Annotated in this window: 27 protein-coding genes and 1 pseudogene; 16 read left to right on the forward strand and 12 right to left on the reverse strand. The window is 62.1% G+C overall.

Annotation, left to right across the window (positions count from 1 at the left end):
* The first annotated feature begins 189 nt into the window (after positions 1 to 189).
* Positions 190 to 483, forward strand: a complete 294-nt coding sequence (locus WN982_RS39195; RefSeq protein WP_341317315.1) for an acylphosphatase — start codon at positions 190 to 192, stop codon at positions 481 to 483.
* A 103-nt stretch (positions 484 to 586) separates the two neighbouring features.
* Here the strand turns inward: WN982_RS39195 and egtD are convergent, their stop codons facing one another.
* On the reverse strand, positions 587 to 1567 hold the full coding sequence (gene egtD, locus WN982_RS39200) for an L-histidine N(alpha)-methyltransferase (RefSeq protein WP_341317316.1): 981 nt from the start codon (positions 1565 to 1567) through the stop codon (positions 587 to 589).
* A 484-nt stretch (positions 1568 to 2051) separates the two neighbouring features.
* Here egtD and rarD point away from each other — a divergent pair, with 484 nt between their 5' ends.
* A complete protein-coding gene (gene rarD, locus WN982_RS39205) occupies positions 2052 to 2948 on the forward strand; it encodes an EamA family transporter RarD (RefSeq protein WP_341317317.1) in 897 nt (298 codons plus the stop codon).
* A gap of 29 nt (positions 2949 to 2977) precedes the next feature.
* Here rarD and WN982_RS39210 read toward each other — a convergent pair whose 3' ends face one another.
* A complete protein-coding gene (locus WN982_RS39210; protein ID WP_341317318.1) occupies positions 2978 to 3517 on the reverse strand; it encodes an Mpo1-like protein in 540 nt (179 codons plus the stop codon).
* 102 nt (positions 3518 to 3619) lie between these two features.
* Between WN982_RS39210 and WN982_RS39215 the strand changes: the two are divergent.
* A pseudogene (locus WN982_RS39215) lies at positions 3620 to 3799 on the forward strand (Crp/Fnr family transcriptional regulator); the annotation flags it as partial.
* Positions 3800 to 3839: 40 nt separating this feature from the next.
* Here the strand turns inward: WN982_RS39215 and WN982_RS39220 are convergent.
* The gene (locus WN982_RS39220) at positions 3840 to 4064 is read right to left on the reverse strand and encodes a hypothetical protein (protein ID WP_341317319.1); all 225 of its coding nucleotides are present in this window, start codon (positions 4062 to 4064) and stop codon (positions 3840 to 3842) included.
* Between the two features lie 298 nt (positions 4065 to 4362).
* Between WN982_RS39220 and WN982_RS39225 the strand changes: the two genes are divergently transcribed.
* The gene (locus WN982_RS39225; RefSeq protein ID WP_341317320.1) at positions 4363 to 4884 is read left to right on the forward strand and encodes a lytic transglycosylase domain-containing protein; all 522 of its coding nucleotides are present in this window, start codon (positions 4363 to 4365) and stop codon (positions 4882 to 4884) included.
* Positions 4885 to 4926: 42 nt separating this feature from the next.
* Here the strand turns inward: WN982_RS39225 and WN982_RS39230 are convergent, their stop codons facing one another.
* The 8 genes from WN982_RS39230 to WN982_RS39265 all read right to left on the reverse strand — a co-directional run bounded on the left by WN982_RS39230 (position 4927) and on the right by WN982_RS39265 (position 11839).
* The gene (locus WN982_RS39230) at positions 4927 to 5811 is read right to left on the reverse strand and encodes a 4-hydroxy-tetrahydrodipicolinate synthase (protein WP_341317321.1); all 885 of its coding nucleotides are present in this window, start codon (positions 5809 to 5811) and stop codon (positions 4927 to 4929) included.
* A gap of 2 nt (positions 5812 to 5813) precedes the next feature.
* Positions 5814 to 6155, reverse strand: a complete 342-nt coding sequence (locus WN982_RS39235) for a hypothetical protein (protein WP_341317322.1) — start codon at positions 6153 to 6155, stop codon at positions 5814 to 5816.
* Between the two features lie 235 nt (positions 6156 to 6390).
* Complete coding sequence (locus WN982_RS39240) at positions 6391 to 6768, reverse strand: hypothetical protein (RefSeq protein WP_341317323.1); 378 nt, start codon at positions 6766 to 6768, stop codon at positions 6391 to 6393.
* Between the two features lie 229 nt (positions 6769 to 6997).
* Entirely contained in the window at positions 6998 to 7258 is a 261-nt protein-coding gene (locus tag WN982_RS39245) for a hypothetical protein (RefSeq protein WP_341317324.1), read from the reverse strand.
* Positions 7251 to 8000: a DNA/RNA non-specific endonuclease gene (locus tag WN982_RS39250; RefSeq protein WP_341317325.1), complete on the reverse strand. Its 750-nt coding sequence runs from the start codon at positions 7998 to 8000 to the stop codon at positions 7251 to 7253. The genes WN982_RS39245 and WN982_RS39250 overlap by 8 nt, the downstream gene beginning before the upstream one ends.
* Positions 8001 to 8334: 334 nt before the next feature.
* On the reverse strand, positions 8335 to 8694 hold the full coding sequence (locus WN982_RS39255) for a DUF3564 domain-containing protein (RefSeq protein ID WP_341317326.1): 360 nt from the start codon (positions 8692 to 8694) through the stop codon (positions 8335 to 8337).
* A gap of 1043 nt (positions 8695 to 9737) precedes the next feature.
* Positions 9738 to 11426, reverse strand: coding sequence for an acid phosphatase (locus WN982_RS39260; protein WP_341317327.1), 1689 nt, complete (start codon positions 11424 to 11426; stop codon positions 9738 to 9740).
* Positions 11427 to 11551: 125 nt separating this feature from the next.
* Complete coding sequence (locus tag WN982_RS39265; protein ID WP_341317328.1) at positions 11552 to 11839, reverse strand: hypothetical protein; 288 nt, start codon at positions 11837 to 11839, stop codon at positions 11552 to 11554.
* Between the two features lie 227 nt (positions 11840 to 12066).
* On the opposite strand from WN982_RS39265, the gene WN982_RS39270 reads away from it, so the two are divergent.
* Entirely contained in the window at positions 12067 to 13038 is a 972-nt protein-coding gene (locus WN982_RS39270) for an IclR family transcriptional regulator (RefSeq protein WP_341317329.1), read from the forward strand.
* A gap of 79 nt (positions 13039 to 13117) precedes the next feature.
* On the opposite strand, the gene WN982_RS39275 is transcribed toward WN982_RS39270, so the two are convergent.
* Positions 13118 to 14191 (reverse strand): porin, encoded by a 1074-nt coding sequence (locus WN982_RS39275; RefSeq protein WP_341317330.1) that lies wholly within the window; start codon positions 14189 to 14191, stop codon positions 13118 to 13120.
* 441 nt (positions 14192 to 14632) lie between these two features.
* On the opposite strand from WN982_RS39275, the gene WN982_RS39280 reads away from it, so the two are divergent.
* From WN982_RS39280 to WN982_RS39330, 11 genes are read left to right on the forward strand one after another with little or no spacing between them, the layout of a single operon-like run.
* Positions 14633 to 14947: a non-heme iron oxygenase ferredoxin subunit gene (locus WN982_RS39280; RefSeq protein WP_341317331.1), complete on the forward strand. Its 315-nt coding sequence runs from the start codon at positions 14633 to 14635 to the stop codon at positions 14945 to 14947.
* A gap of 1 nt (position 14948) precedes the next feature.
* On the forward strand, positions 14949 to 15260 hold the full coding sequence (locus WN982_RS39285) for a recombinase-like helix-turn-helix domain-containing protein (protein ID WP_341317332.1): 312 nt from the start codon (positions 14949 to 14951) through the stop codon (positions 15258 to 15260).
* Positions 15261 to 15309: 49 nt separating this feature from the next.
* On the forward strand, positions 15310 to 16404 hold the full coding sequence (locus WN982_RS39290; protein ID WP_341317333.1) for an aromatic ring-hydroxylating dioxygenase subunit alpha: 1095 nt from the start codon (positions 15310 to 15312) through the stop codon (positions 16402 to 16404).
* Positions 16397 to 17173, forward strand: a complete 777-nt coding sequence (locus tag WN982_RS39295) for an SDR family oxidoreductase (protein ID WP_341317334.1) — start codon at positions 16397 to 16399, stop codon at positions 17171 to 17173. Before WN982_RS39290 ends, WN982_RS39295 begins: the two co-directional genes overlap by 8 nt.
* Positions 17174 to 17199: 26 nt before the next feature.
* Positions 17200 to 17727 carry a cupin domain-containing protein gene (locus WN982_RS39300; protein ID WP_341317335.1) on the forward strand — a complete coding sequence of 176 codons (528 nt, stop codon included), beginning with the start codon at positions 17200 to 17202 and terminating at the stop codon, positions 17725 to 17727.
* A 36-nt stretch (positions 17728 to 17763) separates the two neighbouring features.
* Positions 17764 to 18654, forward strand: a complete 891-nt coding sequence (locus tag WN982_RS39305) for an alpha/beta hydrolase (RefSeq protein ID WP_341317336.1) — start codon at positions 17764 to 17766, stop codon at positions 18652 to 18654.
* Positions 18655 to 19515, forward strand: a complete 861-nt coding sequence (locus tag WN982_RS39310) for an IclR family transcriptional regulator (protein ID WP_341317337.1) — start codon at positions 18655 to 18657, stop codon at positions 19513 to 19515.
* Complete coding sequence (locus WN982_RS39315) at positions 19515 to 20312, forward strand: SDR family oxidoreductase (protein ID WP_341317338.1); 798 nt, start codon at positions 19515 to 19517, stop codon at positions 20310 to 20312. The genes WN982_RS39310 and WN982_RS39315 overlap by 1 nt, the downstream gene beginning before the upstream one ends.
* Positions 20305 to 21963 (forward strand): thiamine pyrophosphate-binding protein, encoded by a 1659-nt coding sequence (locus WN982_RS39320; RefSeq protein ID WP_341317339.1) that lies wholly within the window; start codon positions 20305 to 20307, stop codon positions 21961 to 21963. Before WN982_RS39315 ends, WN982_RS39320 begins: the two co-directional genes overlap by 8 nt.
* On the forward strand, positions 21956 to 22786 hold the full coding sequence (locus WN982_RS39325; RefSeq protein WP_341317340.1) for an aspartate dehydrogenase: 831 nt from the start codon (positions 21956 to 21958) through the stop codon (positions 22784 to 22786). Before WN982_RS39320 ends, WN982_RS39325 begins: the two co-directional genes overlap by 8 nt.
* A 44-nt stretch (positions 22787 to 22830) precedes the next feature.
* Positions 22831 to 24321, forward strand: a complete 1491-nt coding sequence (locus WN982_RS39330; RefSeq protein WP_341317341.1) for an aldehyde dehydrogenase — start codon at positions 22831 to 22833, stop codon at positions 24319 to 24321.
* Positions 24322 to 24329: the final 8 nt, after the last annotated feature.

The following is a 24329-nucleotide window of genomic DNA, read 5'->3' on the forward strand; positions in this document are numbered from 1 at the left end:
TTGCATGGGACCGGAGTAAGTGCTGAAGCGCTAACTCTGGTCGACAGCTAAAGCGCTAACTCCGGTCGACCGCAACCACCTCGCATGGGACCGGAGTAAGTGCTTTGCATGGGACCAAAGTAAGCGCTAAAGCGCTAACTCTGGTCGACAGCTAAAGCGCTAACTCCGGTCGACACAGGAGAATACGGCATGGCCCCGGATCTGGATTCGCGGATCGAAACGTATTACGTGCGGGTGCGCGGCATGGTGCAGGGCGTCGGCTTTCGCCATGCGACCGTGCGGCAGGCGCACGCGCTCGGTATCAAGGGATGGGTGGCGAATCTCGACGACGGTTCAGTTGAAGCCATCTTGCAAGGACCGGCCAACCAGGTCGACCGAATGCTGTCATGGCTGCGTCACGGGCCGGCGGCGGCGCGGGTGACCGAGGTCACAGGCGAAGAGCGCGTGACGGAAAAGCGTTACGAGCGTTTCGAGCAGCACTGAGAACGCGCGTGATGGAACGGCAAGGCGGCGCGACATCACACTGATGTCGTGCCGCCTTGCCGTTTTTGCGTAGATTACTGCGTAGATCACCGCCTCTATAGCGTTACCGCGCCACCAGCAGGCTCTCCGCAAAGCCCCATTCCTCTTCGATCCATTGATGGCTGCAGACGAAGCCGGCGTCGTCCGCAATCGCGGGCACTTCTTCAGCGCGATATTTGTGGCTGCTCTCGGTCCAGATCGTTTCGCCTTCCTTCAGCGTGACCGTCAATTGCGCCGCGCCCACGTGTGCCGTGACGTCGCGTTTTGCGCGCAAATGCATTTCGATGCTGCGCGCGTCCGGATTGAAACGTGCGACGTGTTCGAACGCGTCGAGCGGAAAGTCGCCGTCAAGTTCGCGATTGACCCGCGCCAGCAGGTTCAGATTGAACGACGCGGTCACGCCGATCGAATCGTCGTAAGCCGCCACCAGTACCGGCGTGGGCTTGATCAGATCGGTGCCGAGCAGCAACGCGTCGCCAGGTGCGAGCATGTTGCGGATGTCGCGCAGAAAACGCGTGGCTGCGAGCCGCCCGAAATTACCGATGGTGCTGCCGAGAAACAGTACAAGCAAGCGTTCGTTCGATGCGCGGTTCTTGCTGACTTCGGCGAGGCCCGCGAGATAATCGCGCTCATAACCGACAATCGAAATCCGTTCGATGTCGCCGAGCTCGCGCCTGCACAACTGCAATGCACTGCGCGATATTTCAATCGGACAGTATGAAGTGGGGCGCTTTTTACACAGCGCTTCCAGAATGCGCCGCGTTTTGCGGCCGCTGCCGCTGCCGAGTTCGGCGACGGTGACGTCATGCGGCAGGTGCGCGACGATGTCTGCGGCGTGCTTCGCCAACAGGCGCTCTTCGGCGCGCGTCACGCCGTATTCGGGCAGCACGGTGATCACCTCGAACAGCGCCGAGCCGACTTCGTCATACAGATATTTCGACGGCAGTTCCTTCTGCGGTGCGTGGGTGAGTCCGGCGCGGACGGCCGCGGCGAAGGTGGAGCGTAGGTCGGGTGATACGTCGTACGTGAGGGCTGGCTGGGTCATGCTGGCTCCAGTAGTCACATTCGGTGGTCGGGGGTTGCTGACCGGACGGCGGCATGCGCGATGAAAGCACTTGGTGCGTGCCGCGGAGAGTGGAGCGGACCGGATTCGCCGTGACGCGATGGCGTTTATTCCCGGACCGAAGGATTGATGCTGCAAGACTCGTAGCAAGATTCGCGCTTGTGCAACGAGGTTCGGCGTGACGACTTCAGAATTGCCGGTTACGCGTGAAGTTATGTTCTAGTGCATCGGCGCGCGATGCGCACGAAATAAATGCGGCGCGCTGCGGAAAACGTACGTGTGCTGTCGCCGGATAACCCGTCTAGAATGCCGGCTTGCATCGAATATCGACGAAAAATCGTAGTGCTCGCGCAGTGCTTGATCTGCTTGCTGCACGGTAGAGACAACCAAACTTAATGACAACAACCCAGACCACGCCGTCGCATGCTGCGCTGCACACGTTCCCGATTTCGCAGCAGGCCACTCAATGAACCAGTATGACCCAAAGCGCGGGATTGCGTTGTCAGTGGGCGCGTCTGCGCTATTTGCATTGCTGTCGGGTTACGCAAAACTTCTCGCGCCACTCAGTGGCCTCGACATCTTCGCGTGGCGCATCGTGTGGACCATACCGGGCGCGTTATTGCTGATCGTTCTGCGCCAACGCCTGCCGATATTCCGGCAATTGATCGCCCGCATGTTCCGCGAGCCGGTGCTTGGCCTCTCGATGATCGTCGGCGCGGTGCTGCTCGGTCTGCAACTATGGGTGTTTCTATGGGCGCCGCTGCACGGCCGGATGCTCGAAGTATCGCTCGGCTATTTCCTGTTGCCGCTGGTGATGGTGCTGGTTGGACGCTTCTATTATCACGAGCGGCTCGACGGTTTGCAGTGGCTGGCCGTCGCCTGCGCCGCATTGGGTGTCGTGCATGAACTTTGGGTGACAGGCGCGTTCTCATGGCCGACCTTGCTCGTCGCACTCGGCTATCCGCCGTATTTCGTGCTGCGCCGCAAAATCAACCAGGATTCACTCGCGATGTTCACCGTGGAGATGTCGGTGCTGCTGCCGGTGGCGATCATGCTCGTCATCAGCGGCGGCTCGCTGACGAAGATCGCCGGCCGTCTCGACATGTGGTGCCTGCTGTTGCCTGGCCTTGGCGCGCTCAGCACCGTCGCACTGGCTTCGTATCTGAAGGCGAGCCGCTTATTGCCGGTCGCGTTGTTCGGCATTCTCGGCTATGTCGAGCCCGTGTTGCTGGTGGTGGTCTCGGTGACCTTGCTCGGCGAAACGCTGGGCGCGCAGCAGTTGGCCACCTACATACCGATCTGGATCGCGGTCGCACTGACCGCGTTGCATAGCGTGCGGCTCGTCAGCCTCGCGCCGCGCTGAGCGTTGCCGGCTGAATGCGGCACGCGCGTTCAGCGATGCGCCGCCGCACGGTGCGGGTTGATACGCGTTGGGCCGACTTGCGCTTCGATCGCTTCGCGCAGCGCAGGCCGCCAGCCGAAACCGAACAATGCTTCGGCGAGCACGAACAGCGGGCCGATCAGAAGCCCGATCACGTCGTCGACAAAGGCCGGCTTGCGATGCTCGAATGCGACGTGGCCGATGAACTGAAACACCCAGCCGACCACGAACAGACCGATGCCCGAGGCCAGCCAGGTGAGCGTCGAACGCGCGGCCAGCCACTGACCGCACGCGACGCACAACACCGACACGACGGTCATCATCGCGCCGAGCGGCACGTCGAGCACGAAGTAATAGAGCGTTGCCGCTACGAACAACACCCATGCGGGCGACAGCGAAAACGGCAACGCGCCGAAAGTGAACGCCGGCCGGCTCGACAGCACCGCCAACGCCAGTACGATCATCGGAATGCCGATGAAATGCGTAGCGATATTGCGCCGGTCACGATGGTAGGCCGCGTATTGCGTAAGCTGTTCGGTCAGCGTTCTCATGGATGCCGCTCCTCAATCAAAGTCAGCATAATCGCAGGCGGCGGAATTTGAAACCATCGGGTAGCCGACAATCAGCCGGCAGTCGGGCAGGGATGCCATCCTGTGACTGCGAGTTTTTCATCGAATGAGCTTGCCGCGGTGCTTGGCCGCGGCGCGTGGTTTCGCTCGGCGCCCACTATGATGCAGGCGCAACTGATCGAAGCGGGCCGTATCGAGCGCCTGCCGGCAGGTCAACGGCTATTCACGCGAGGCGATCCCGACGATGGCCTTTACTGCGTACTCGCCGCTTTGAATCCGGCTTCGGATTGACGGTATCCCTCGTTCACGCAAAAAACGCAAACGGCAGGGTGGCTGCGAGGTAGACCGCAATACCCGTCGAAGGCAATCCCGCTGCGATCGCGATGGCGGCGACGGCGCTGCTCGCTACCGTCAACGCGAGCATGCGACGACGACGGGTTTGCCGGCCGGAGATAGCTGAGCGGTGCTGTGTGCCGCTTACGTCGTTCTGCGATGCCGCAGCGTAGGGACGGATATTCAGGCTGGACATGATGACGCCTCGTTAATCGGTCATCAGAGTTTGACACTGCTGAAATATCGAACACCTCAATAATGCAGTAAGAAGTGCAAAAGATACATATATGGCGCGCTTGGGCCCGCTTGACGCCGCATTTTTATAAGCATTTTACGGCGCACCCCTGTTTCTTTGGCGATTCGCTACACCGAGCCCGGTATGGTTTGATGCACCTGGTTAGGAAGCGAAGAATATGCACGGAAATGGCGCATTGGATGGTGTTCGAGTAACTCAAATTCACCCGGCATCCGGGCTGAAGATGCTGCTTGTAGCGATGGCTTTTTCACTTGCCGGCGCATGGCAGGCCGCCGATGCACAGTCGGCGACGGCTGCTCCAATCGCTGCCAGCGATACATTTCCCAACGTAGGCCTACCCACCCTAAGCGACATTGTCGAATTGTTGCGCGCGCAGTTCCGCGTGGCGCCCACCGAGTCCGCCAGGATCGCGCGCTCGGTCCTGACTGAAGCGGACCGTCACGCTATCTCACCGGTGTTGCTGCTCGCGGTGATGTCGGTCGAATCGAGCTTCGATCGTCACGCGGTCAGCGTTGCAGGCGCAAGGGGGCTCATGCAGGTCTTGCCTGCCGCGCATCCACAACTGATCGCGGGCACGACAGACTTGTCCGATCCGGCGATCAACGTGCGGATCGGCTCGACTATCCTGCGCGACTATCTGGACGAGGCAGACGGCGATCTCGAGGCCGCCTTGTTACGGTACAGCGGTGGCGGTCGAGGCTACGCGCGGCGCGTCGTATTAAGAATGCGGCGATTCGACGCGAGCTTGCATCGGGAGTGACAGACTCACTTCCGATGCAAGCTCGCGCTCTTCAAACTCGCGCTAGCTCATTGCTCCGGCAAATTCGGCTCGCAGATCCTGCAAGCCGTCACGAGCGCGATACAGCTGCTCGACGAGTCGCGCCGAAGCGCGCGTGATCGGCATCCGCGTCTCGTCGGTGATTGGATGATCGAATGCCAGCATCGCCTTGATTGCGGACGGATTCGGCGCGGCGAACAGCAAGCGCAACACCGGCAGCAAGCTGGCGAACAGATTGCGTGCGTCGCTATCGCGATTGGCCTGCGACAGTTCCTGCACCGCTGCCAGAAGATCCGCACAGACATGTGCGCTCGCCAGAATGCCGCCTGATCCACCGGCACTCAGGCAGTCGGCGAAGGCGTCATCGTTGCCGCACAGCACGTTGACCGGCAGGGCGCTCAGCTGATCGAAGTGTTCCTTCACGCACTCCTTGATCGCGACGATGTTGTCGCACTCGAGCAAGCGCGCGACCGTGGCCGGCGCAATCGTAACGCCGGTTCGATGTGGCACGTCGTACAAGACGATCGGCCGCTCGGTGGCGAGCGCGACCTGCTCGAAGTGCCACTGCACGCCTGCCTGATCCGGACACACATACGACGGCGCGGATACCAGATAGCCGGCGCAATCCCAGCGCTCGTAACGTTGGATTTCGCGCAGGACATCGCGCGTGTCCGAGCCGCCGACGCCGATCAGCATCGGCAGACGCGAGCCGACGACATCAGTCAGCGCTTGCAGTACGGTGAGGCGCTCGGATTCCTGTAGTAGCGCGGCTTCGCCCGTCGTGCTCAAGGCGACAAAACCGCTGATCTCGGTGCGCAGGTAGTAGTCGGCGAGGCGCTGCAACGCATCGATGTCGACTTCGCCGTTGCGCAGCGGCGTGACGATGGGCAACCAGATGCCTGAAAACATGACTAGCGCGCCTTTGCGACGACGTTGCGTCGCGTGAGCGGCCCGATCAATGCCGCGGGAAGCGTCCTGATCAGTGTGTGCAGGGTGAAATCGAGGTCGTCGGGCGCGATGTCGAGTTGCAAGCGAACCTCATCGCGAACCACTTCCGTGCTGACGACGTACACGCCGAGTGGCGAGTGCAATAGCGTGCGGAGCCCGGTGCCTGCAGGGTCGTGCGACTGGTGAGGAAGGGTGACCTGCAAGCGGGCACGCGCCGCGGGGAAGGGGATGACGTTGTTACGTCGAACGGTTGATTTGTTGAGCGGCTGCGTGTCGAGGCTGTCGAGCGATTGAGTGAGTGCCATGAGATGCGGCGTAGACGCCATGGTTGGTCAAGACAGTTTCGAGAGTAGACGTCCCTGAGTAAACGCAGTGCAAAAATTGAAGAGCCGAGTGAAAAAATGATGCGCGCTGTGCACGGCCAAAAGAGACGACGCATAAAAAAAGGCGAGTCATGAGACTCGCCCTCCCTGAACGGCACAATTCGGCTTTGATTAACTACACATGCCTCGCCGGTGCGTGCCGAAAACCGGACACGTGTTATTGCGTTTTGGTCGTGTCGGTTTTTGCGCCGTCGGCCTTAACCGGGGCATTGCTGGCCTCGTTCGCGCTACCCGTTTTGGTTTTGTCCGCGCCTGCTTCGACAGCGTCTTTCTTCTTGCTGGTTTTATGGACCGGCTTCTTCGCGGCGTGAGCGGTAGAAGCCTTTTTCACATGCACTTTCGTCGCGGCCTTCGTCGTCGCCGTGCCGGTCTCGGCTGCGCCGGTTTGCACGGCCGTGCTGGCCTTCAGATTCGCCTGGCCAGCGGGTTGCGTTTGCGCGGGTTGCAGCGGCTGCGTGGTCGACGGTGCGGCGGTTTGTGCGAAAGCGGTCGACACGAGCAGAGCGGAAGCGAGAGCGGCGAAAAGCGTCTTCATGGTTTAACTCCTTGGTTTAACCGGTTGAATCTTGTGTGGCGGCTGAGATTTTTCAGCGCTGCCGGTTTAACGTTGACCGGAAGACAGGAGTTGACGGTGCTCTGGTGACAAAACGTAACGGTTGAAACAGGTTGGGTTGTATCGGCGACTGCCAGGACCGTGCGTAATCGAAATAAAGAGGGTGCACGCCGCGCTCGCGTTGTGCTGCGTGCGCGGCTATGCGGTAGCGCTATTGAAACGGGTTCTGCACCACCCCCGGCTTCGCATCCGGTTCGTCCTTCACCTTCGCGGGCAGATTCGTCTGCGCCTGCAATGCAGCGACGATCGCATCCACCGCTTCCTTGAGCGCGAGCGCCGCCTTGAGTCCGCGCTGGTCCTGCGTTAGCTCCAGTGTTCCGTTCAGCACGACGCGGGTGGTGCCGTTGCTCACGGTGAGCGCATCGCCCTGAATGTTGAGCACGTCGTCATCGTTCGAATAGGGTTTAAACACCTTTCAGTCCTCCCGGTCGCTGATCTTTGAGGGTCTCCGGAATGCCCGGAAAACGGATACTGCTTGCCGCTTCGAGTTCGTGAATCGTCTTGATGTCGTAACGGTTGGTCGAGACATTGTCCACCACCACCGCGAACGCCATCCGCTTCGACGGCACGTAGACGACCTTGAACAATTGCGTCGGCACGAAGACGCGCGTCGGCCCGATGGTCTGCAATTGCTGGCCGTTGAAAATCGGCCCGGTGACCACGTAGGTATCGTCGTACGACATCGCGATTTTGCGCACCGAGGTTTCGATGCGCGCCCACAAGCGCTGATTGTTCTCGCGGTTTTGCGGGACAACGTTGGCGAGCGAAAACGATTGTGCCATCGCTTCCTGATTCCAGCGATTGCCGGCAGGGCTCATATGGCCACGATCGAAACCGCTGCGTTTATAGTCCGCCAGCTTCGCGCCTTCGCCGTCGGGCAAGCGTGCATCTTCGAAGAACTTGTTGGTGCGCACTATGTCTTTGGCGGCTTCGATGTGATCGCGCGTCAGATGCTCGGCGGACCACAGTGGACCATGCGTGATACCGGAATGCAGAACGGCGAAATCGGTGTAGCAAAGCATGCGCGTTTTCGGCGCCATCTTCTGATTGGTCAGCACCGGCCATTGCGCGTTCGGTGTGAACTGAGTGCAGGAGGGCGCCGCGCTCGCGTGAGCGGCGACGGCAAACAACAGACAGGCGAACCACTTCTTCATGAGTCAATCGGTCGAGGGATGGGGGGCGCAAGTATAGCGTTGCGAGCCCGATTCGAGCGACGTGGAACGCACGAAAACACAGCGGAAATTGAGGGGATTTGCGCGGAGCGCCTGGGAAAACCAGAGCTGCGCTGGACAAAAAAATGGGCCGCCTTGCAGCGACCCTAATGCGTGGATTTCCAACTCTACGCACGCAAACTTAAGAACGGCTTAAATGCCGACAAAGTGCAGATGGCGGATGAACTGCCCGCAAATCAGGTGTACAAGTCCGCCTGCACCCAGGCGGCGCCGTTCGATTCATACGGTCGTTCGCGCGAAAAGGAAGCGCGGGAAGCTAATTTCCGAACACGCTGTGTTCGGCGTGGATCGTTTGCCGGTCGACGGCTTGCAGGCGCCAGAAGCCGCTTGTCTGCGCGTGCGTCGGCACGGCTGTCCATGCGGCAGCCCCTTGCGCCGCACTTACTTGCTGTTTGCGGTCCACGTGTAATCCGCGCAGCGTGCACAGCGGTGCGTCCGCGCTCGGCGCGCAGAGCGTCGTGACGCCGTTTTCGTCGTGTAATTCGCCCCACGGGGGCAGATCGATCCCTTGATGCGCTTCTCTCGACCAACGGTGCTCTTCGGTGTCGAGCCATAGCACAGCGTAATCGTGGCTAACGGTGGGATCGGAACCGTTGATGAGGATGGTCAGGCGCATGGCAGTTCCGTACAAATTGCGAAGTATTGCTCTATCAGTCTACGCCGCGACGCGCGTTATGCAAGCTGAAAGGTATGGCCATCCGGCACGAATAAACTTGACGCGATGTATGCGGCTGTACGATTGCGGCGGCATTGGTTGTGTGCCTGCTGCGTTGGCCTTTCCTTGATTTGTTAGTGGTCTATTAGCGTCGCCCCTGTGCGGGGCAGGCACTTACTTTCTTTGCCGCCGCAAAGAAAGTAAGCAAAGAAAGCGGCTTCACACCGCTAATTCCTAAGCGGGTCCCCTGGCTTGGAGGAGGCAGGGGAGCATCTGGAATCAGTGTCCTCGCACATTCCGCCCCGGTGACAAGGCAGTCATTCTTCCGGCGGCGCTGCGCGCGCCGTGGCGGTACTTCACAAAACCGTCGGGCGCTTTTCGCGCCTGCGGTTGCTCAGGTGTAACGGCTGGTGTTTGCTGCGCCAGCGTAACTTGCGGGCGCGTTTCGTTCGGCACTTTTTCCGTGCCTGCGGTGGCTCGCCCTCCCGTCTTCAACGCCTCACGGAGGCGCTAGCGTGTCAGCCGGAGTGATGGCTCACATCCGCACACTTGGGCGCCTCGCCGAGGCGAAGCCGATGGCTCCCAGCAAATCAAAACGAAGCCCCGGGTTTCCCTTACAGACCGTTCCGGCGAGCACGCAGTGCGAGGCGGGAAGGATGATGCCGGAAGCGCATACGTCCCATTGGTGTTGGGAAGTACCGCCACGGCGCGCGCAGCGCCGCCGGAAGTATGACTGCCTTGTCACCGGCGCGGAGTGTGCGAGAACACTGATTCCAGATGCTCCACTGCCTCCTCCAAGCCAGGGGACCCGCTTAGGAGTTAGCGGTGTGAAGCCGCTTTCTTTGCTTACTTTCTTTGCGGCGGCAAAGAAAGTAAGTGCCTGCCCCGCACAGGGGCGACGCTAATAGACCAATATCAAATCAAGGAAAGGCCAACACCGCAGGCACCCAGACAAATCCCGCCGCCAAAAGGCAAAACCAAAAGCACAGACCAACACCAAACCCTCAGGCAAGATCAAGCGCACTAGTCAAATCCCCAAGCGGCGCGAGGCCATTCTCCGCAAAAGCGCGATCTCTCGCGACAACCCCATCAAGCGGTACTAGCCCAAACACGCGGCTGATAAATCGAAGAATCGAATTAGTGTCATACACCGTATGATCGACATACCCTTTCTTCGCCAGCGGCGAAATCACAATTGCGGGAATCCGCGACCCCGGCCCCCAGCGATCGCCCCTAGGCGGCGCAACCGGATCCCACCAGCCGCCGTTCTCGTCGACGGTGACGATCACCACAGTGTTAGCCCACTGCGCACTGCGCTGAATATGCTCGATGACGTGCGCAATATGCCGGTCGCCTGATTCGACGTCCGCGTAACCCGCATGCATGTTGAGATCGCCCTGCGGTTTGTAGAACGTGACGGCCGGCAGGCGCCCCGCATCGATATCGGCGAGCAGGCGATTGGTCGACGCTTCGTTGCCCAAGCCCGCATCGCGCAGATATTTGCGGCGCGCCGCAGTGCCCGGTGCGTAATTGGCGAAGTAGTTGAACGGCTGGTGGTGATACTGGAAGTCGGGTACGGCGCCCGTGTCCTGATGCTCGAGTGCGTATTGCCACGCACCGCTGTACCACGCCCAATCGACCCCCTTGTCCGTCAGACGGTCGCCGATCGTCGCGAACTTTTGCGGCGGCAGCACGCGCGGATTCGACGGGTCGGCGAGCGCCGGATCGCCACCTTGCACCGCACGCACGTTGCTCGGCTGATAGGGCGGCGCCATCGTATTGACGGCGTAACCGTCGGCGGTGAACAAGCCGTCGTTGACGTATTTCGGCGGACCGTCGAGCGCGGACGCGGGCGAATCCGCCGACAGCTTGAGGCGCGTGCCGGTCGGGTCGTCGCCTTCAACCACCGACACCAGCTTCTTCGCCGGGCTGTTATGCACATCCGGGTAGAACGGCGCCTGCGCCGAGATCAGAAAGATGTGGTTCAGCCACGAGCCGCCGAAGGCCGCCATGAAGAAGTTGTCGCATAGCGTGTACTGCCGTGCAAGATTCCACAGACGCAGCGTGTCGGCGGAATTGCGATAGTGGCCCATCACCAGGCCGCCGGAATCGCTCCATGCGGCGAACTGATTGTTGCGCCCGGCGTTGATCTGCATCTGGTTCTGATAGAAACGATGCACCAGATCGCGCGTAATCACCCCGTTCGGCAGCGGCACGCCCTGTGCGTCAGTGATGTGGAACGGCCGGTTGTGCAAGCTGCCGATATCGCGCTCGCCAATCATGTAGCGCTTGCCGTCCACTTCCTGCGCCTGCGGCACGAGGCCGCCCCAGATCTTCGGCAGCTGCGGCAGCGGCGTCTTGCCGTCGCGGTCGAGTTGCAGGTAACGCTCGGCTGTCACTGCATCGAGTGGGTACTGGACGCCGGGAAAATTGCCGTACAGGTTAGCGAAGCTGCGGTTCTCGGCATAGATCACCACGATATGACGGACCTGGTCGCGCAGCGCGGCGTCGAGTCGCAAGTCGGCGGCACTGCGCGGTGCAGCGCCGTTCGCCGCGCTCTGCTCAGCAGTGTGGCAGCCGGCGAGAGCGAGTCCCATGCCAACCGCTGCGAGGCCGGTCAGGACACGGCGGCGCTCGGGATCGTCAGGGGCGTCGTCAGGATTAGGTGGCAGGGTGGAGTCGTTGTCGGTCATCGGTGTTTTCGCAGTTTGCGTGACGGGTGTCAAAGCGGGGTGTCAAAGCGGGTGTCAATGCGCTGCTCGCGGGCGGCGTGCGCGCGACGACGGTTTGAGGTTCGGACTGGCCCGGCCGGGCCAGCTTAAGGCAGACGCCGCTTGACGCGCCAACTGTTGTGCGTCGCGTCAACGGCCAGCAGCAGCCAATGCTTGGCGTCGACGGGATGGCGTCTTTGCGTGGCGTAGCCGTCGACAGTCAATTCGAGTTCGTCGGGCGCGCGGCGATGGCAGGTGGCGTGTGCGCCTGAGCCGTCCGCGAATTCGACTATCGCGGCGGCCGCGCGGGCCGGCTCGGGCAGGTGCGCGATGCGCACCGCGCAGCCCGGATAAAGATGCGAGTCATCGACCTGAATCTGGATGGGATCGGACATGAGCGTGCCCTCCGGACGCGTGCGAGGAGCGAAAGCGCGGCGAGACGGCCCAGCGCTACGAACCGCATCAAAGGATAGCACCGCGCGAAATGGTGGCGGTGCACAAACTGCGCTGCCGGTCGCCGAAAATAAGCGCCCGCCGCGCCGCCAGCCAGATAAATGGCCGTCCCATGCTTCGCGCTATCATGCTGATCTGTAAACGATGAACAGCAGAAACGGCAGCCAAGATGGCAAAAGAAGACCAGACAGGAGCGGGACGCAAGCACGCGAGGCCACGCGGTGCGGCAGCGCCGGCTCCTCAAGACGACGCGGCGTTGTCCCAGGCGGACAGCGCTGATTCCACCGATTCCGCCGATGAAGAGAGCACCGGCGGATCGACCTACCTCGTGCCGGGGCTGGAGCGCGGCCTGCGCATCCTCGCCGAATTCAGCGCGCGCGAGCCGGTGCTCGGCGCGCCCGAATTGTCGAAGCGCATCGGCATTCCGCGCACCACCACTTTCCGTTTATTGCAGACGCTCGAAGCACTCGGTTTTCTCGAGCGCGTCAATGGTGACCGCTATTTCCGCCTGAGCGTCGCGGTGCTGCGGCTCGGTTTCGAATACCTGAGTTCGCTCGAACTGACCGACGTCGGCACACCGATTCTCGAACGCTTGCGCGATGCGACCGGCCTGAGCACGCACCTGCTGATTCGCGATCAGCGTGATGTGGTGTTCGTCGCCAAGGCGCAGACCCATGAGCCGATGTTCAGTTCGGTGAAAGTGCATGTCGGCACGCGTTTGCCGGCGCATGCCACCGTGCATGGGCAGGTGCTGATGGGCGATTTGAGCTTCGAGGAATTGCGTCAGTTGTATCCCGAGCCGCAACTCGAACGCTTCACCGAACGTACGCCGGCGACTGTCGAAGAGCTGTACGGAAGAGTGCGCGAAAGCGCGGCGCTCGGCTACGCGTTGAGCGAAGCGTCGTTCGAGCGCGGGATTTCGGTGGTGAGCGCGCCGGTACGCGACCAAAGCGGAAGGATCGTCGCCGCGCTGACCGTCACCATTCCACGTTCCGATATCGGCGAAGCGGAGGAACGCGAACCGCTCGTCATCGCGGTGTGCCAGGCAGCGCTCGAATTGTCCGAACGGCTCAGCTATCGCCCGCGGCCGGATGATCCGACCGCGGCCCAAGCTCGCCGCAAACCCGTCGCGGCGAACTGATTCCGCGTCTGACCATGTTCAACGGCCCGGCTGTTTTCACAGCCGGGCCGTTTGCTTTACACCACCGACATCATTCGCATCAGAACGAGTGGTGGATGCCAGTCAGGATAATCGTCTGGTTCCGGCCACTCGACACACCCGCCGTAAAGAACGCGGCGTCCGTGTTGGAGCCCGCGCGCTCATAGAGCGCATTCACGTATAACTGCGTCGACTTCGACAGCGCGTAGATATCGCCGATCTCGAACTGCGTCCAGCGATGGCCGGCCATCGTTGTCGTCGCGGCGCCGCCGGCCACGCTGTTGAACGGCGTGAACTGGTAATTCGCGCCGACGTCGTAGCTCTGATACGTGTCCGAATGTCCTGACGATTCCAGCTTCACACGCGTGTACAGACCATGCACCAGCAGTTTGCCGAACTGGTACGACGCGCCCGCGCCCATGTTCTCGACCTTGCTCGCCGTGTAGTTCGCTGCCGCCACGCCCTGGAAGTTGGTGATGCCCGTCGTCACGATCGACGGCGTGCGGTCATGCTCGTTCGCGTACGTCGCGCCGGCCTTGAACGGACCGTTCGCATAGCTAAGCGCAAAGCTCAGCGTCTTGCCGGTCGAGAAGTTGGTCGTGTTGCCGAGCCCCATCATCGCGCCGAACGTGAAACCGCCGAAACTCGCCGAGCGGAATTTCATCGAGTTGTCGAACGGCACCACGCCGGTGTCGGCGAGTTCGTCGATATTGCCTGGGTGGAACGCGTACCAGCTTGCAGCCAGATAGGCCGTGCTCAACGGACCCAGTACATCGAAGCTGAACGGCGTCTGATGGCCGAACGTCAGCGTGCCGATCTGGTCCGAACTCAGTCCGACAAAAGCCTGGCGATTGAACAGCGTGCCGGCTTTAGCAAAGTTACCGGTGTTCGTATAAAAACCGTTCTCCAGCTGGAAGACCGTCTTCAAACCGCCGCCCAGATCCTCGACACCCTTCAGGCCCCAGCGGTCCGGCTGCATGTTGCCCTGTTCCTCGATCCACTTCGAATGGCCACCCGCATTGCTGATGTACGCGACACCGGCATCCAGGCTGCCGTATAGCGTCACGCTGCTCTGCGCCCAGGCGCCTGTCGTTGCGCAGATTGCCGCTACGCCGGCTGCAATGATGTGCTTCACCGTTGGTTCTCCTGATCACACGACGGATGGCGCTTTCGCGATTCCGTCATCCCTGATCCGTACTGTGGGTTGATGCAGCTTTGGGTTTATGCGCCAAAACCGCTACGCTTTATGTTCCACCTATGGGCGTTTGTATCGCCTATGGAAAAGTATAGTGAGTCTAGGAGTGGTCAAAATAAATTTTCGGACCCCGTACAAACCCGCATGAGCGCATCGACATTTGTCTGGAAATAAGCCGAAAACCCATGCCTGGAAAGGTTCTGCGGCCAGCGCGGCCACTCGCATCAGTCCACGCGACGCTGTGTTGTGGGCACCACACTCGGTGTTTTCCCCTGGCTGCCACGATTTTTGTTTTTTCTCGCCGAAGCCAATCCTATAATTATCCATACACGAACTGCTGTTCCGTATATGGAACATAGAGCTTCAGGAGAAAGGCGAGAAATGACTGAACAATGGCGCTGCGCCGGCCATGCCGGCGACCTGTCCGAAGATGCGCCGATCGAGTTCAAGCTCGACGGCACCGAAATCGGCATCTACAAGGTGGGCGATGCGCTGTACGCGCTGGAAAACGTCTGCCCCCATGCGTACGCGTTGTTGACGCAGGGCTTTGTCGACGGCGACACCGTCGAATGCCCGCTGCACGAAGCCGTGTTCCATATCCCGACCGGCAAATGCTTGAAAGAGCCCGGTGGCCGCGACCTGAAGATGTACTCGGTACGTCTCGCCGGCGAAGAAATCCAGATCAAGGTGGAATGACATGCGAGAGGTAGCTGTGAACTTCAATCCCTTCCTGAAGCCGTGGCTCGCGCCGCAGCCGAACAACGTCGCCGGCAAGGGCGTGATCGAAAAGCCGGGCGCGACCGAGAACTTCATCTGGCAAACGCGCAAGGCCGAGCCGACCCAGTACGAAAACGACTTCGGCGATGCGCTCGAAAAAGTCTTCGAAGCCGGCGCAATGGAGTTGCAGGAAGTCGTCGACGGCTTGAATGGCATGGGTTTCCGCACGCCCGAAGGCAATGCGTGGGACGCCGAACGCCTCGCCGCCGAATTCCGCCTGCTCGCCGATTAGGCGCGCTTTCCCGAACACGTTCCATCGCATCCGTATCCGGAGTCTCTTCATGACGTCCCCTAGTACAACGACTCAAGGCACTGCCGACCCGATTCAGTCCTATCTGGACAAAGGCCTGCGCAACTACTGGTATCCGGTCTCGCCGAGCTGGCAAGTCGGCGACGCGCCGGTCGGCATCACGCGCCTCGGCGACCAGATCGTGCTGTGGCGCGACAAGGAAGGCAAAGTCCGCGCGCTCGAAGACCGCTGCCCGCACCGCGGCGCGCGTCTGTCGCTCGGCTGGAACCTCGGCGGCAGCGTCGCGTGCTGGTATCACGGCATTGAAATCGACGGTGGCGGCACGGTCACCAAAGTGCCGGCTGTGTCGAACTGTCCGCTGGAAGGCCAGAAGTGCGTGAAGTCGTATCCGGTTGAAGAGCACGCCGGCGCGATCTTCCTGTGGTTCGGCGACGACGCTCATAAAGAACCCACACCGCTCGTGCTGCCGGAAGAACTGGTCGGCGAGGCGTACGCGAACTTCCTGTGCATGTCGAACTGGAAGTGCAATTACCAGTACGCGATCGACAATGTGATGGACCCGATGCACGGTGCGTATCTGCACGCGACGTCGCACTCGATGGCCGAAGGCGACAAGCAGGCCGACATGCGCGTGCGCAAGACCGAAACGGGCTTGATGTTCGAAAAGGTCGGCCAGCGCGATGTGAACTTCGACTGGGTCGAACTCGGCGAAACCGGCGCGCTGTGGATGCGCCTCGCGATTCCGTACAAGAAGAAGTTCGGCCCGGGCGGCAACTTCGGGATCATCGGCTTTGCTACGCCGGTCGACGAAAACAACTGCCAGGTTTATTTCTGGCGCACGCGCAAGGTGTCGGGCTGGCAGCGCGACGCATGGCGCTTCATGTACCGCAACCGCCTGGAAGGGTTGCACTGGGCGGTGCTCGAGCAAGACCGTTACGTGCTCGAAAGCATGGCGCCGAATGCACGTGAACACGAATTCCTCTATCAGCACGACGTCGGCATGACGCGTGTGCGCCGCATGCTGCGTCAGCGCGCGCAACAGCACTTCGCTGAACTGGACGCACATCGCGCTCAGGCTGCAAGCGCAACACCGGCTATCGAAGCAGCAGGCCACAGCCATGCATAACGAAGCGCCACCGGCATTGTCAGCACTCAAAGGCCGGCGCGTCCTCGTGACGGGCGGCGCGCGCGGTCTCGGCGCGGCGTTCGTCCGTGCGCTGGCGCAGGCCGGCGCGCAAGTGGTGTTCGGCGACGTGTTGCACGACGAAGGCCGGGCGTTGGCTGCATCGCTCGTTGAGCAAGGTCACGGGGTCACGTATCTGCCGCTCGATCTCGCGGACCCTGCCAGCATCAAGCAATTCGCCGATCAGGCTGCAGCGCAACTCGGCGGTCTGGACGCGCTGATCAACAACGCGGCGATCACCCACTCCGGCGGCAAGTTTGCCGACGAGTTGTCGGTCGAGACGTGGGACGCCGTGATGAACGTCAACGTGCGCGGCACCTGGCTCATGAGCACTGCGGCGCTGCCGTACCTGCGCGACTCAGGCCGCGGCAGCATCGTCAACATCGCCTCGGATACGGCGATGTGGGGCGCGCCGAAGCTGCTCGCGTATGTCGCAAGCAAGGGCGCGGTGATCTCGATGACGCGTTCGTTGGCGCGCGAGTTCGGCGCGCACAACGTGACCGTCAACGCAATCGCGCCGGGCCTGACCGAAGTCGAGGCTACCGCGTACGTGCCCGCCGAGCGTCACCAGTATTACCTGCAAGGCCGCGCGCTGACGCGCGCACAAGTGCCCGACGACGTGACTGGGCCGGTGTTGTTCCTGTTGTCCGACGCCGCACGCTTCGTGACCGGCCAGTTGCTGCCGGTCAACGGCGGCTTCGTGATGAATTGATCTTGTCGAATCGTAAGGAGAAAGAGATGGCGGACGCCGAATTCGAACGCAAATCGTGGGACCAACCCGCGGACGCGAGCTTTGCCCAATGGCTGGACAGCCGCGTCGCGCGCCTGGAAACGCGTCGCTATGACTGGGACGCGCTCAAGTTCCAGGCCGACTACGACCCGAAATACCGCCGCGCGCAAATGCGCTATGTCGGCACGGGCGGCACGGGCGTCGCGAAGGACGTGAACACGGTGCCCGCAGGCGGCTTTACGTTCTCGACGATGGTGATCCCGGCCGGCAACATCGGGCCAAGCCATATTCATATGGATGTCGAAGAAATTTTCTTCGTGCTGCGCGGCAAGATGAAAGTGATCTGCGAGAAGGACGGTGAAACGTGGGAAGCCGTGCTCGGCGAACGCGATCTGATCTCGGTGCCGCCGGGCGTGTATCGCACGGAAGTGAACATCGGTGAAGAAGACGCGTTGATGTGCGTCATGCTCGGTTCACCGAAGCCGATCACGCCGACGTATCCGCCGGATTCGCCGCTGGCGAAGCTCAAGCGCTAAGCGCCCGCACTACCGCTCACTTTGAGAAGAGAACCCATGTCCACAGTCCCGTCCGTCAACGCCGATCAGAAAGCCACGCTCGAAGCACGTCTCACGCGCTTCCCGGCGCAGCAGATCTGGCTGGCATCGCAACGCGCCGTGAGCTATCGCGAAGTGGATAGCGCCGACAGCGATGCGTTGCCGCTGGTGTTGTTGCACGGTATCGGTTCGGGCGCGGCTTCGTGGGTGCAGCAATTCGAAGTGCTCGGCGCAACGCGCCGTGTGCTCGCGTGGGATGCGCCGGGTTATGGCGCATCCACGCCGGTTGCGGCCGAATCACCCGCCGCAAGCGATTACGCAACCGTGCTGAAGGAATGGCTCGACGCGCTCGGCATCGAACGCTGCGTGCTGCTCGGCCATTCGCTCGGCGCGCTCATCGCCGGCGCGTTTGCTGCCGTGCATCCGCACCGCGTGGCCGGCTTGCTGCTGTTGTCGCCCGCTGGCGGTTATGGCGCGGCATCGGCGGACGTGCGCGAAACGAAACGTGACCAGCGTCTTGCCATGCTGAAAGAGCTCGGCCCGCTTGGCCTCGCCGAAAAACGCAGCACCAATATGTTGTCCGCTCACGCAAGCGACGAAGCCCGCGCATGGGTGCGCTGGAACATGTCGCGCGTGATCCCGCACGGCTACGCACAAGCGACGCATCTGCTCGCCGATGCCGATCTCGCTGCCGACCTCGCGCGTTACAGAGGTCGCATCAGCGTGGCGGTTGGCGTCGACGACATCATTACGACCCCCGATGCCTGCGAGCGAATCGCACTGGCAGCGGGCACCCAATTGCAGGTCGTGCCACGCGCGGGGCACGCCGGTTATATCGAAGCACCCGCCGCGTACACCGCGATCATCGACACGTTCTGCCGCACTAGCGACGGACAACGGAGCCAATGAATGACGCCCGACACGATTAGCGCCGAGCGCGACGCGGACGACGACCGCAACGACACCAGTTACCGGGTGCCGGGTCTCGAACGCGGCCTGAAGATTCTCACGGAGTTCTCGCCACGCGAGCCGGTTCTCGGCGCACCCGAATTGTCCAGGCGCCTGAAGATTCCCCGCACGACGGTATTCCGTCTGCTGCAAACGCTCGAATCGCTCGGCTTTCTCGAACGCGCCGACAAGGACCGCAACTATCGCCTCGGCGTCGCGGTGCTGCGGCTCGGTTTCGAATATCTGAGCTCGCTCGAATTGACCGACCTCGGCTTGCCGATCATCGAAGCACTGCGCGACGACACTGGCTTGACGAGCCACATCGTGATTCGCGATGGGCGCGACGTCGTGTTCGTCGCCAAGGCACAAAGCCACGCGCCGATTTTCAGTTCGGTGAAAGTGAACGTCGGCACGCGCCTGCCTGCCTACGCGACGACCCACGGCCAGGTGCTGATGGGCGACATGACGCTCGACGAGTTGAAGAAGCTCTATCCCGAGCCGGAACTCGAACGCTTCACGAAGCAAACGCCCGCCACGATCGACGACCTGTACGAACGGATTCGCGACGACGCACGGCGCGGCTTCGCGATCAGCGAGTCGTCGTTCGAACGCGGCATTTCGGTGGTCAGCGCGCCGGTGCGTAACGACACGGGCCGCATCGTCGCCGTGATCACGACGACGATTCCGCGCCACGAGATCGACGCGTCGCTGCTCGACAGCGGTCTGATCGACAAGGTCCGTCGAGCCGCCGACGAACTCTCGCAACGGCTCAACTATCGGCCGTCCTCCGGCACGAAATACATGAAGGCATTGGGGCTCTGATGATTCAAATCGACTTGACCGGGCAGGTAGCGGTGGTGACGGGCGGCTCGTCCGGCATCGGCTTCTCGACTGCCGAGCTGTTTCTGCGGGCCGGCGCCTCGGTCGCGATTTGCGGCCGCGATACCGAACGTCTTGCGCAAGCGGAAGCCGCGCTGAAGGCGCAGTTCCCCGATGCGCAACTGTTGGCGCATGCCTGCGACGTGCTTGACGCCCGCGAAGTCGCAGCATTCGCGCAAGCCGTGCAAGCGCGCTTCGGCCGCACCGACATGCTGGTGAACAACGCCGGCCAGGGCCGCGTGTCCACTTTCGCCGACACCACCGACGACGCCTGGCGCGAAGAACTCGACCTCAAGTATTTCAGCGTGATCCGCCCGACCCGCGCGTTCCTGCCGATGCTGCGCGACGCAACCAACCCAGCGGTGGTCTGCGTGAACTCGCTGCTCGCGCTGCAACCGGAGCCGCACATGGTCGCGACCTCGTCGGCGCGGGCCGGCGTGCTCAGTCTGATCAAGTCGCTCGCGGTCGAACTCGCGCCGCAACGCATTCGTGTGAATTCGATTCTGATCGGCATCGTCGAATCGGGGCAGTGGCGCCGCCGTTTCGCCACGCAAGCGCAGCCGGGCCAGAGCTGGGAAGACTGGACCGCTGACCTTTCGCGCAAGAAAAACATTCCGCTAGGCCGCTTCGGTCGCCCCGAAGAAGCCGCTCAAGCGCTCTTTTACCTGGCTACGACGCTGTCGTCCTATACGACGGGCAGTCACATCGATGTTTCTGGAGGCGTTGCACGACATGTCTAACAAAACCACCGTTGGCGAGCTGATCGCCGCCTTTCTCGAACAATGCGGCGTTCAAACCGCATTCGGCGTGATCTCGATCCACAACATGCCGATCCTCGACGCGATCCATAACCGCGGCAAGATCCGCTATGTCGGCGCGCGCGGCGAAGCCGGCGCGGTGAACATGGCCGACGGCCTCGCCCGCGTTTCCGGTGGTCTCGGCGTGGCGTTCACCAGCACCGGCACCGCAGCGGGCAACGCAGCGGGCGCGATGGTCGAAGCACTGACCGCAGGCACCGCACTGCTGCACATCACCGGCCAGATCGAAACCGAGTACCTCGATCAGGACCTCGCGTATATCCACGAAGCACCGGACCAACTGTCGATGCTGTCGTCGATTTCGAAGGCCGCGTTCCGCGTGCGTTCCGTCGAAACCGCGTTGCCGACGATCCGCGAAGCGGTGCGCGTCGCGCAAACCGCGCCGAGCGGTCCGGTCAGCGTCGAAATTCCGATCGACATTCAAGCCGCCGAAATCGAATGGCCCGCCGATCTGGCCGCCCCGCACGTGACCACGCTTACGCATTGCAGCAAGCGTGTCGCGCAACTCGCCGATCAACTGGCGAAGACGAAGCGTCCGCTGCTGTGGCTGGGCGGCGGCGCGCGTCATGCACGTGCTGCGGTCGAACGTCTGGTGGCATTGGGCTTTGGCGTGGTGACCAGCGTGCAGGGCCGTGGTGTGCTGCCGGAAGATCATCCGGCGACGCTCGGCGCGTTCAACGTGCATGCCGCAGTCGAAAGCTTCTACAAGACGTGCGACGCGCTGGTGGTGGTCGGCTCGCGTCTGCGTGGCAATGAAACGCTGAAGTACAAGCTGGCGCTGCCGCAACCGCTGTATCGCGTCGACGCCGACGCGCTTGCCGACAACCGCGGCTATCGCAACGAAATGTTCATTCATGGCGATGCGTCGGCGGTGCTCGAAGAACTGGCGATGCTGCTCGAAGGCCGCCTGAAGGTCGACCCATCGTTCGCACAGGATCTGGCCGCCGCGCGAGAGAGTGCCGTCGCGGATGTGGGCAAGGGCCTCGGCCCGTACAAGCGCCTCGTCGACGCGTTGCAACAGGCGGTGGGCCGCGACTACAACTGGGTGCGCGACGTCACGATCTCGAACAGCACGTGGGGCAACCGCATGCTGAAGATTTTCTCGCCGCGTGCGGGTGTCCATGCACTCGGCGGCGGCATCGGCCAGGGCATGCAGATGGGCATCGGCGCAGCGCTTGCCGGCAGCGCTGCGAAGACCGTGTGCCTCGTCGGCGACGGCGGCCTGATGGTCAACGTCGGCGAACTCGCCACCGCCGTGCAGGAAAACGCCAACGTCATGATCGTGTTGATGAACGACCAGTGCTACGGCGTGATCCGCAACATTCAGGACGCGCAATACGGCGGCCGCCGCTGCTACGTCGATCTGCATCAGCCGGATTTCGCGCAGTTCTGCGAGAGCCTGAAGCTGACGCACTACCGCATCAAATCGCTCGACCAGGCCGAAGAGATCATCCGCGAAGGCATGGCGAAGACGGGGCCGGTGCTGGTCGAAGTGGACATGTTGTCGGTCGGCTCGTTCGCCACCGCGTTCGCGGGTCCGCCGGTCAAGGAACAGGAGCCGGAACATGCGTGATGCCGATTACGCCGGATGTCACGCGCCCGTCGACGTCGCGATGATCGGCTTCGGCGCGATTGGCCAGGCGGTGTACCGCTCGGTCGCCGCCGATCCTACTGTGCGCGTGTCGCACGTGATCGTGCCGGAACGCCATGCGGTATCGGTGCGCGAAGTGGTGGGCGCATCGGTGGACGTGGTGTCGTCGGTGTCGGCGTTGAGCAGCAAACCGCACTTCGCGCTCGAATGCGCGGGACACAGCGCGCTGGTGGATCACGTGGTGCCGTTGCTGAAAGCGGGCACGGATTGCGCGGTGGCTTCGATCGGCGCGCTGTCCGACATGATGTTGCTCGACGCGCTGTCCGCTGCAGCCGATGAAGGCGACGCGACGTTGACGCTGCTGTCCGGCGCAATTGGTGGCGTGGATGCACTGTCGGCGGCGAAGCTCGGCGGTCTCGACGAAGTGCTGTACACGGGCCGCAAGCCGCCTACGGGTTGGCTCGGCACGCCGGCGGAACAGGTCTGCAACCTGAACACGCTGACCGAAGAGACAGTGATTTTCGAAGGCAGTGCGCGTGAGGCGGCGCGTCTATATCCGAAGAACGCCAACGTTGCGGCGACGATCGCTTTGGCCGGCCTTGGTCTGGATCACACCACCGTGCGCCTGATCGCCGACCCGAACGTGACGCGCAACGTGCATCGGATCGTGGCGCGCGGCGCATTTGGCGAGATGTCGCTGGAGATGTGCGGCAAGCCGCTGCCGGACAACCCGAAGACGTCCGCACTGACCGCGTACAGCGCGATCCGTGCGCTACGCAATCGCGCGGCACGCTGCGTGATTTAAGTCCCCAAGTTGAAGCTAGTTTGAAGCACACCGGAACGACCGACATGACTCACTTCGATACCAGCCTCGTGCCCACCGGCGATATTTTTATCGGCGGCGAATGGCGGCAAGGGCGTGGCAACCCGTACAAAAGCCTGTATCCGGCGGATCAGTCGGTCAACATGGAAATCTCGACGGCCAACGCCGACGACGCCTGCGAAGCAGTGGAAGCCGCGGACATCGCATGGCGCAAAGCCGATTGGTCCGGCCTCAAGCCGCATCAACGCGCGCTGATTCTGTACCGCATCGCCGATCTGATCATGGCGCGTCACGAAGCGCTTGCGCAGTTGCAGCGTCGCGACAACGGCAAGCCGATCGGCGAAACGCGCGTACTGGTGGCGAGCGCAGCGAACACGTTCCGCTACTTCGCCGCGTGCCTCGAAACGCTCGATGAAGACGTGACGCCTTCGCGCGGCGACTATCTGACGATGAGCATTCACGAGCCGATTGGCGTGATCGCGGCGATCACGCCGTGGAACTCGCCGATTGCCTCGGATGCGCAGAAGCTCGCCCCCGCATTGGCAGCAGGCAATGCCGTGGTGCTGAAGCCCGCTGAAGTGACGCCTCTGGTTTCTCTCGCCTTGGCGCGCATCTGCGAAGAAGCCGGCGTGCCGAAAGGTGTACTGAGCGTGCTGCCGGGCAAGGGTTCGGTGATCGGCGACGTGCTGGTGCGTCATCCGTTGGTCAAGAAAGTGTCGTTCACGGGCGGCACCGAAGTGGGCCGCGGCATCGCGCGCATTGCTGCGGACAAGCTGATGCCGGTGTCGCTGGAACTCGGCGGCAAATCGCCGACCATCGTGTTCGACGACGCCGATCTCGATCACGCGGTGAACGGCGTGCTGTACGGTATTTTCAGTTCGTCGGGTGAAGCGTGCATCGCCGGTTCGCGCCTGTTCGTGCAGCGCTCGATTTACGACGCGTTCATGAAGCGTCTCGCGGAAGGCGCACGCAAGCTGCGCGTCGGCGATCCGTCACATGCGGAAACGCAGATGGGTCCGTTGATCACCGCGGCGCATCGCGAAACCGTCGAACGTTACGTCGCATTGGGTCTGGAAGAAGGCGGCCGCCTGCTGTGCGGCGGCGAGCGTCCGGTCGGCGACGGCCGCGAACAAGGCACCTATTTCCAGCCGACGATCCTCGAAGGCCTCACGAACGACGCCCGCATCTGCCAGGAAGAAATCTTCGGCCCGGTGCTGGTCGCCATGCCGTTCGACGATGAAGCCTCGCTGCTGAAAGAAGCGAACAACAGCGTGTTCGGCCTCGCCGCCGGCATCTGGACGCGCGATTACAAACGCGCCTACCGGATCGCCCGCGCGCTCGAAGCCGGCACCGTCTGGATCAACACCTACAAGCTGTTCTCGATCTCGACGCCGTTCAGCGGCTGGAAAGAGAGCGGCATGGGACGCGAGAAGGGCCGTCTCGGCATCCGCGAATACATGCAGCAGAAGAGCCTCTACTGGGGCTTGAACGACGCGCCGCTGGCGTGGGCGAACTAAGCAAGAGG

The sequence above is a fragment of the Paraburkholderia sp. IMGN_8 genome, from assembly GCF_038050405.1.
GTDB lineage: Bacteria > Pseudomonadota > Gammaproteobacteria > Burkholderiales > Burkholderiaceae > Paraburkholderia.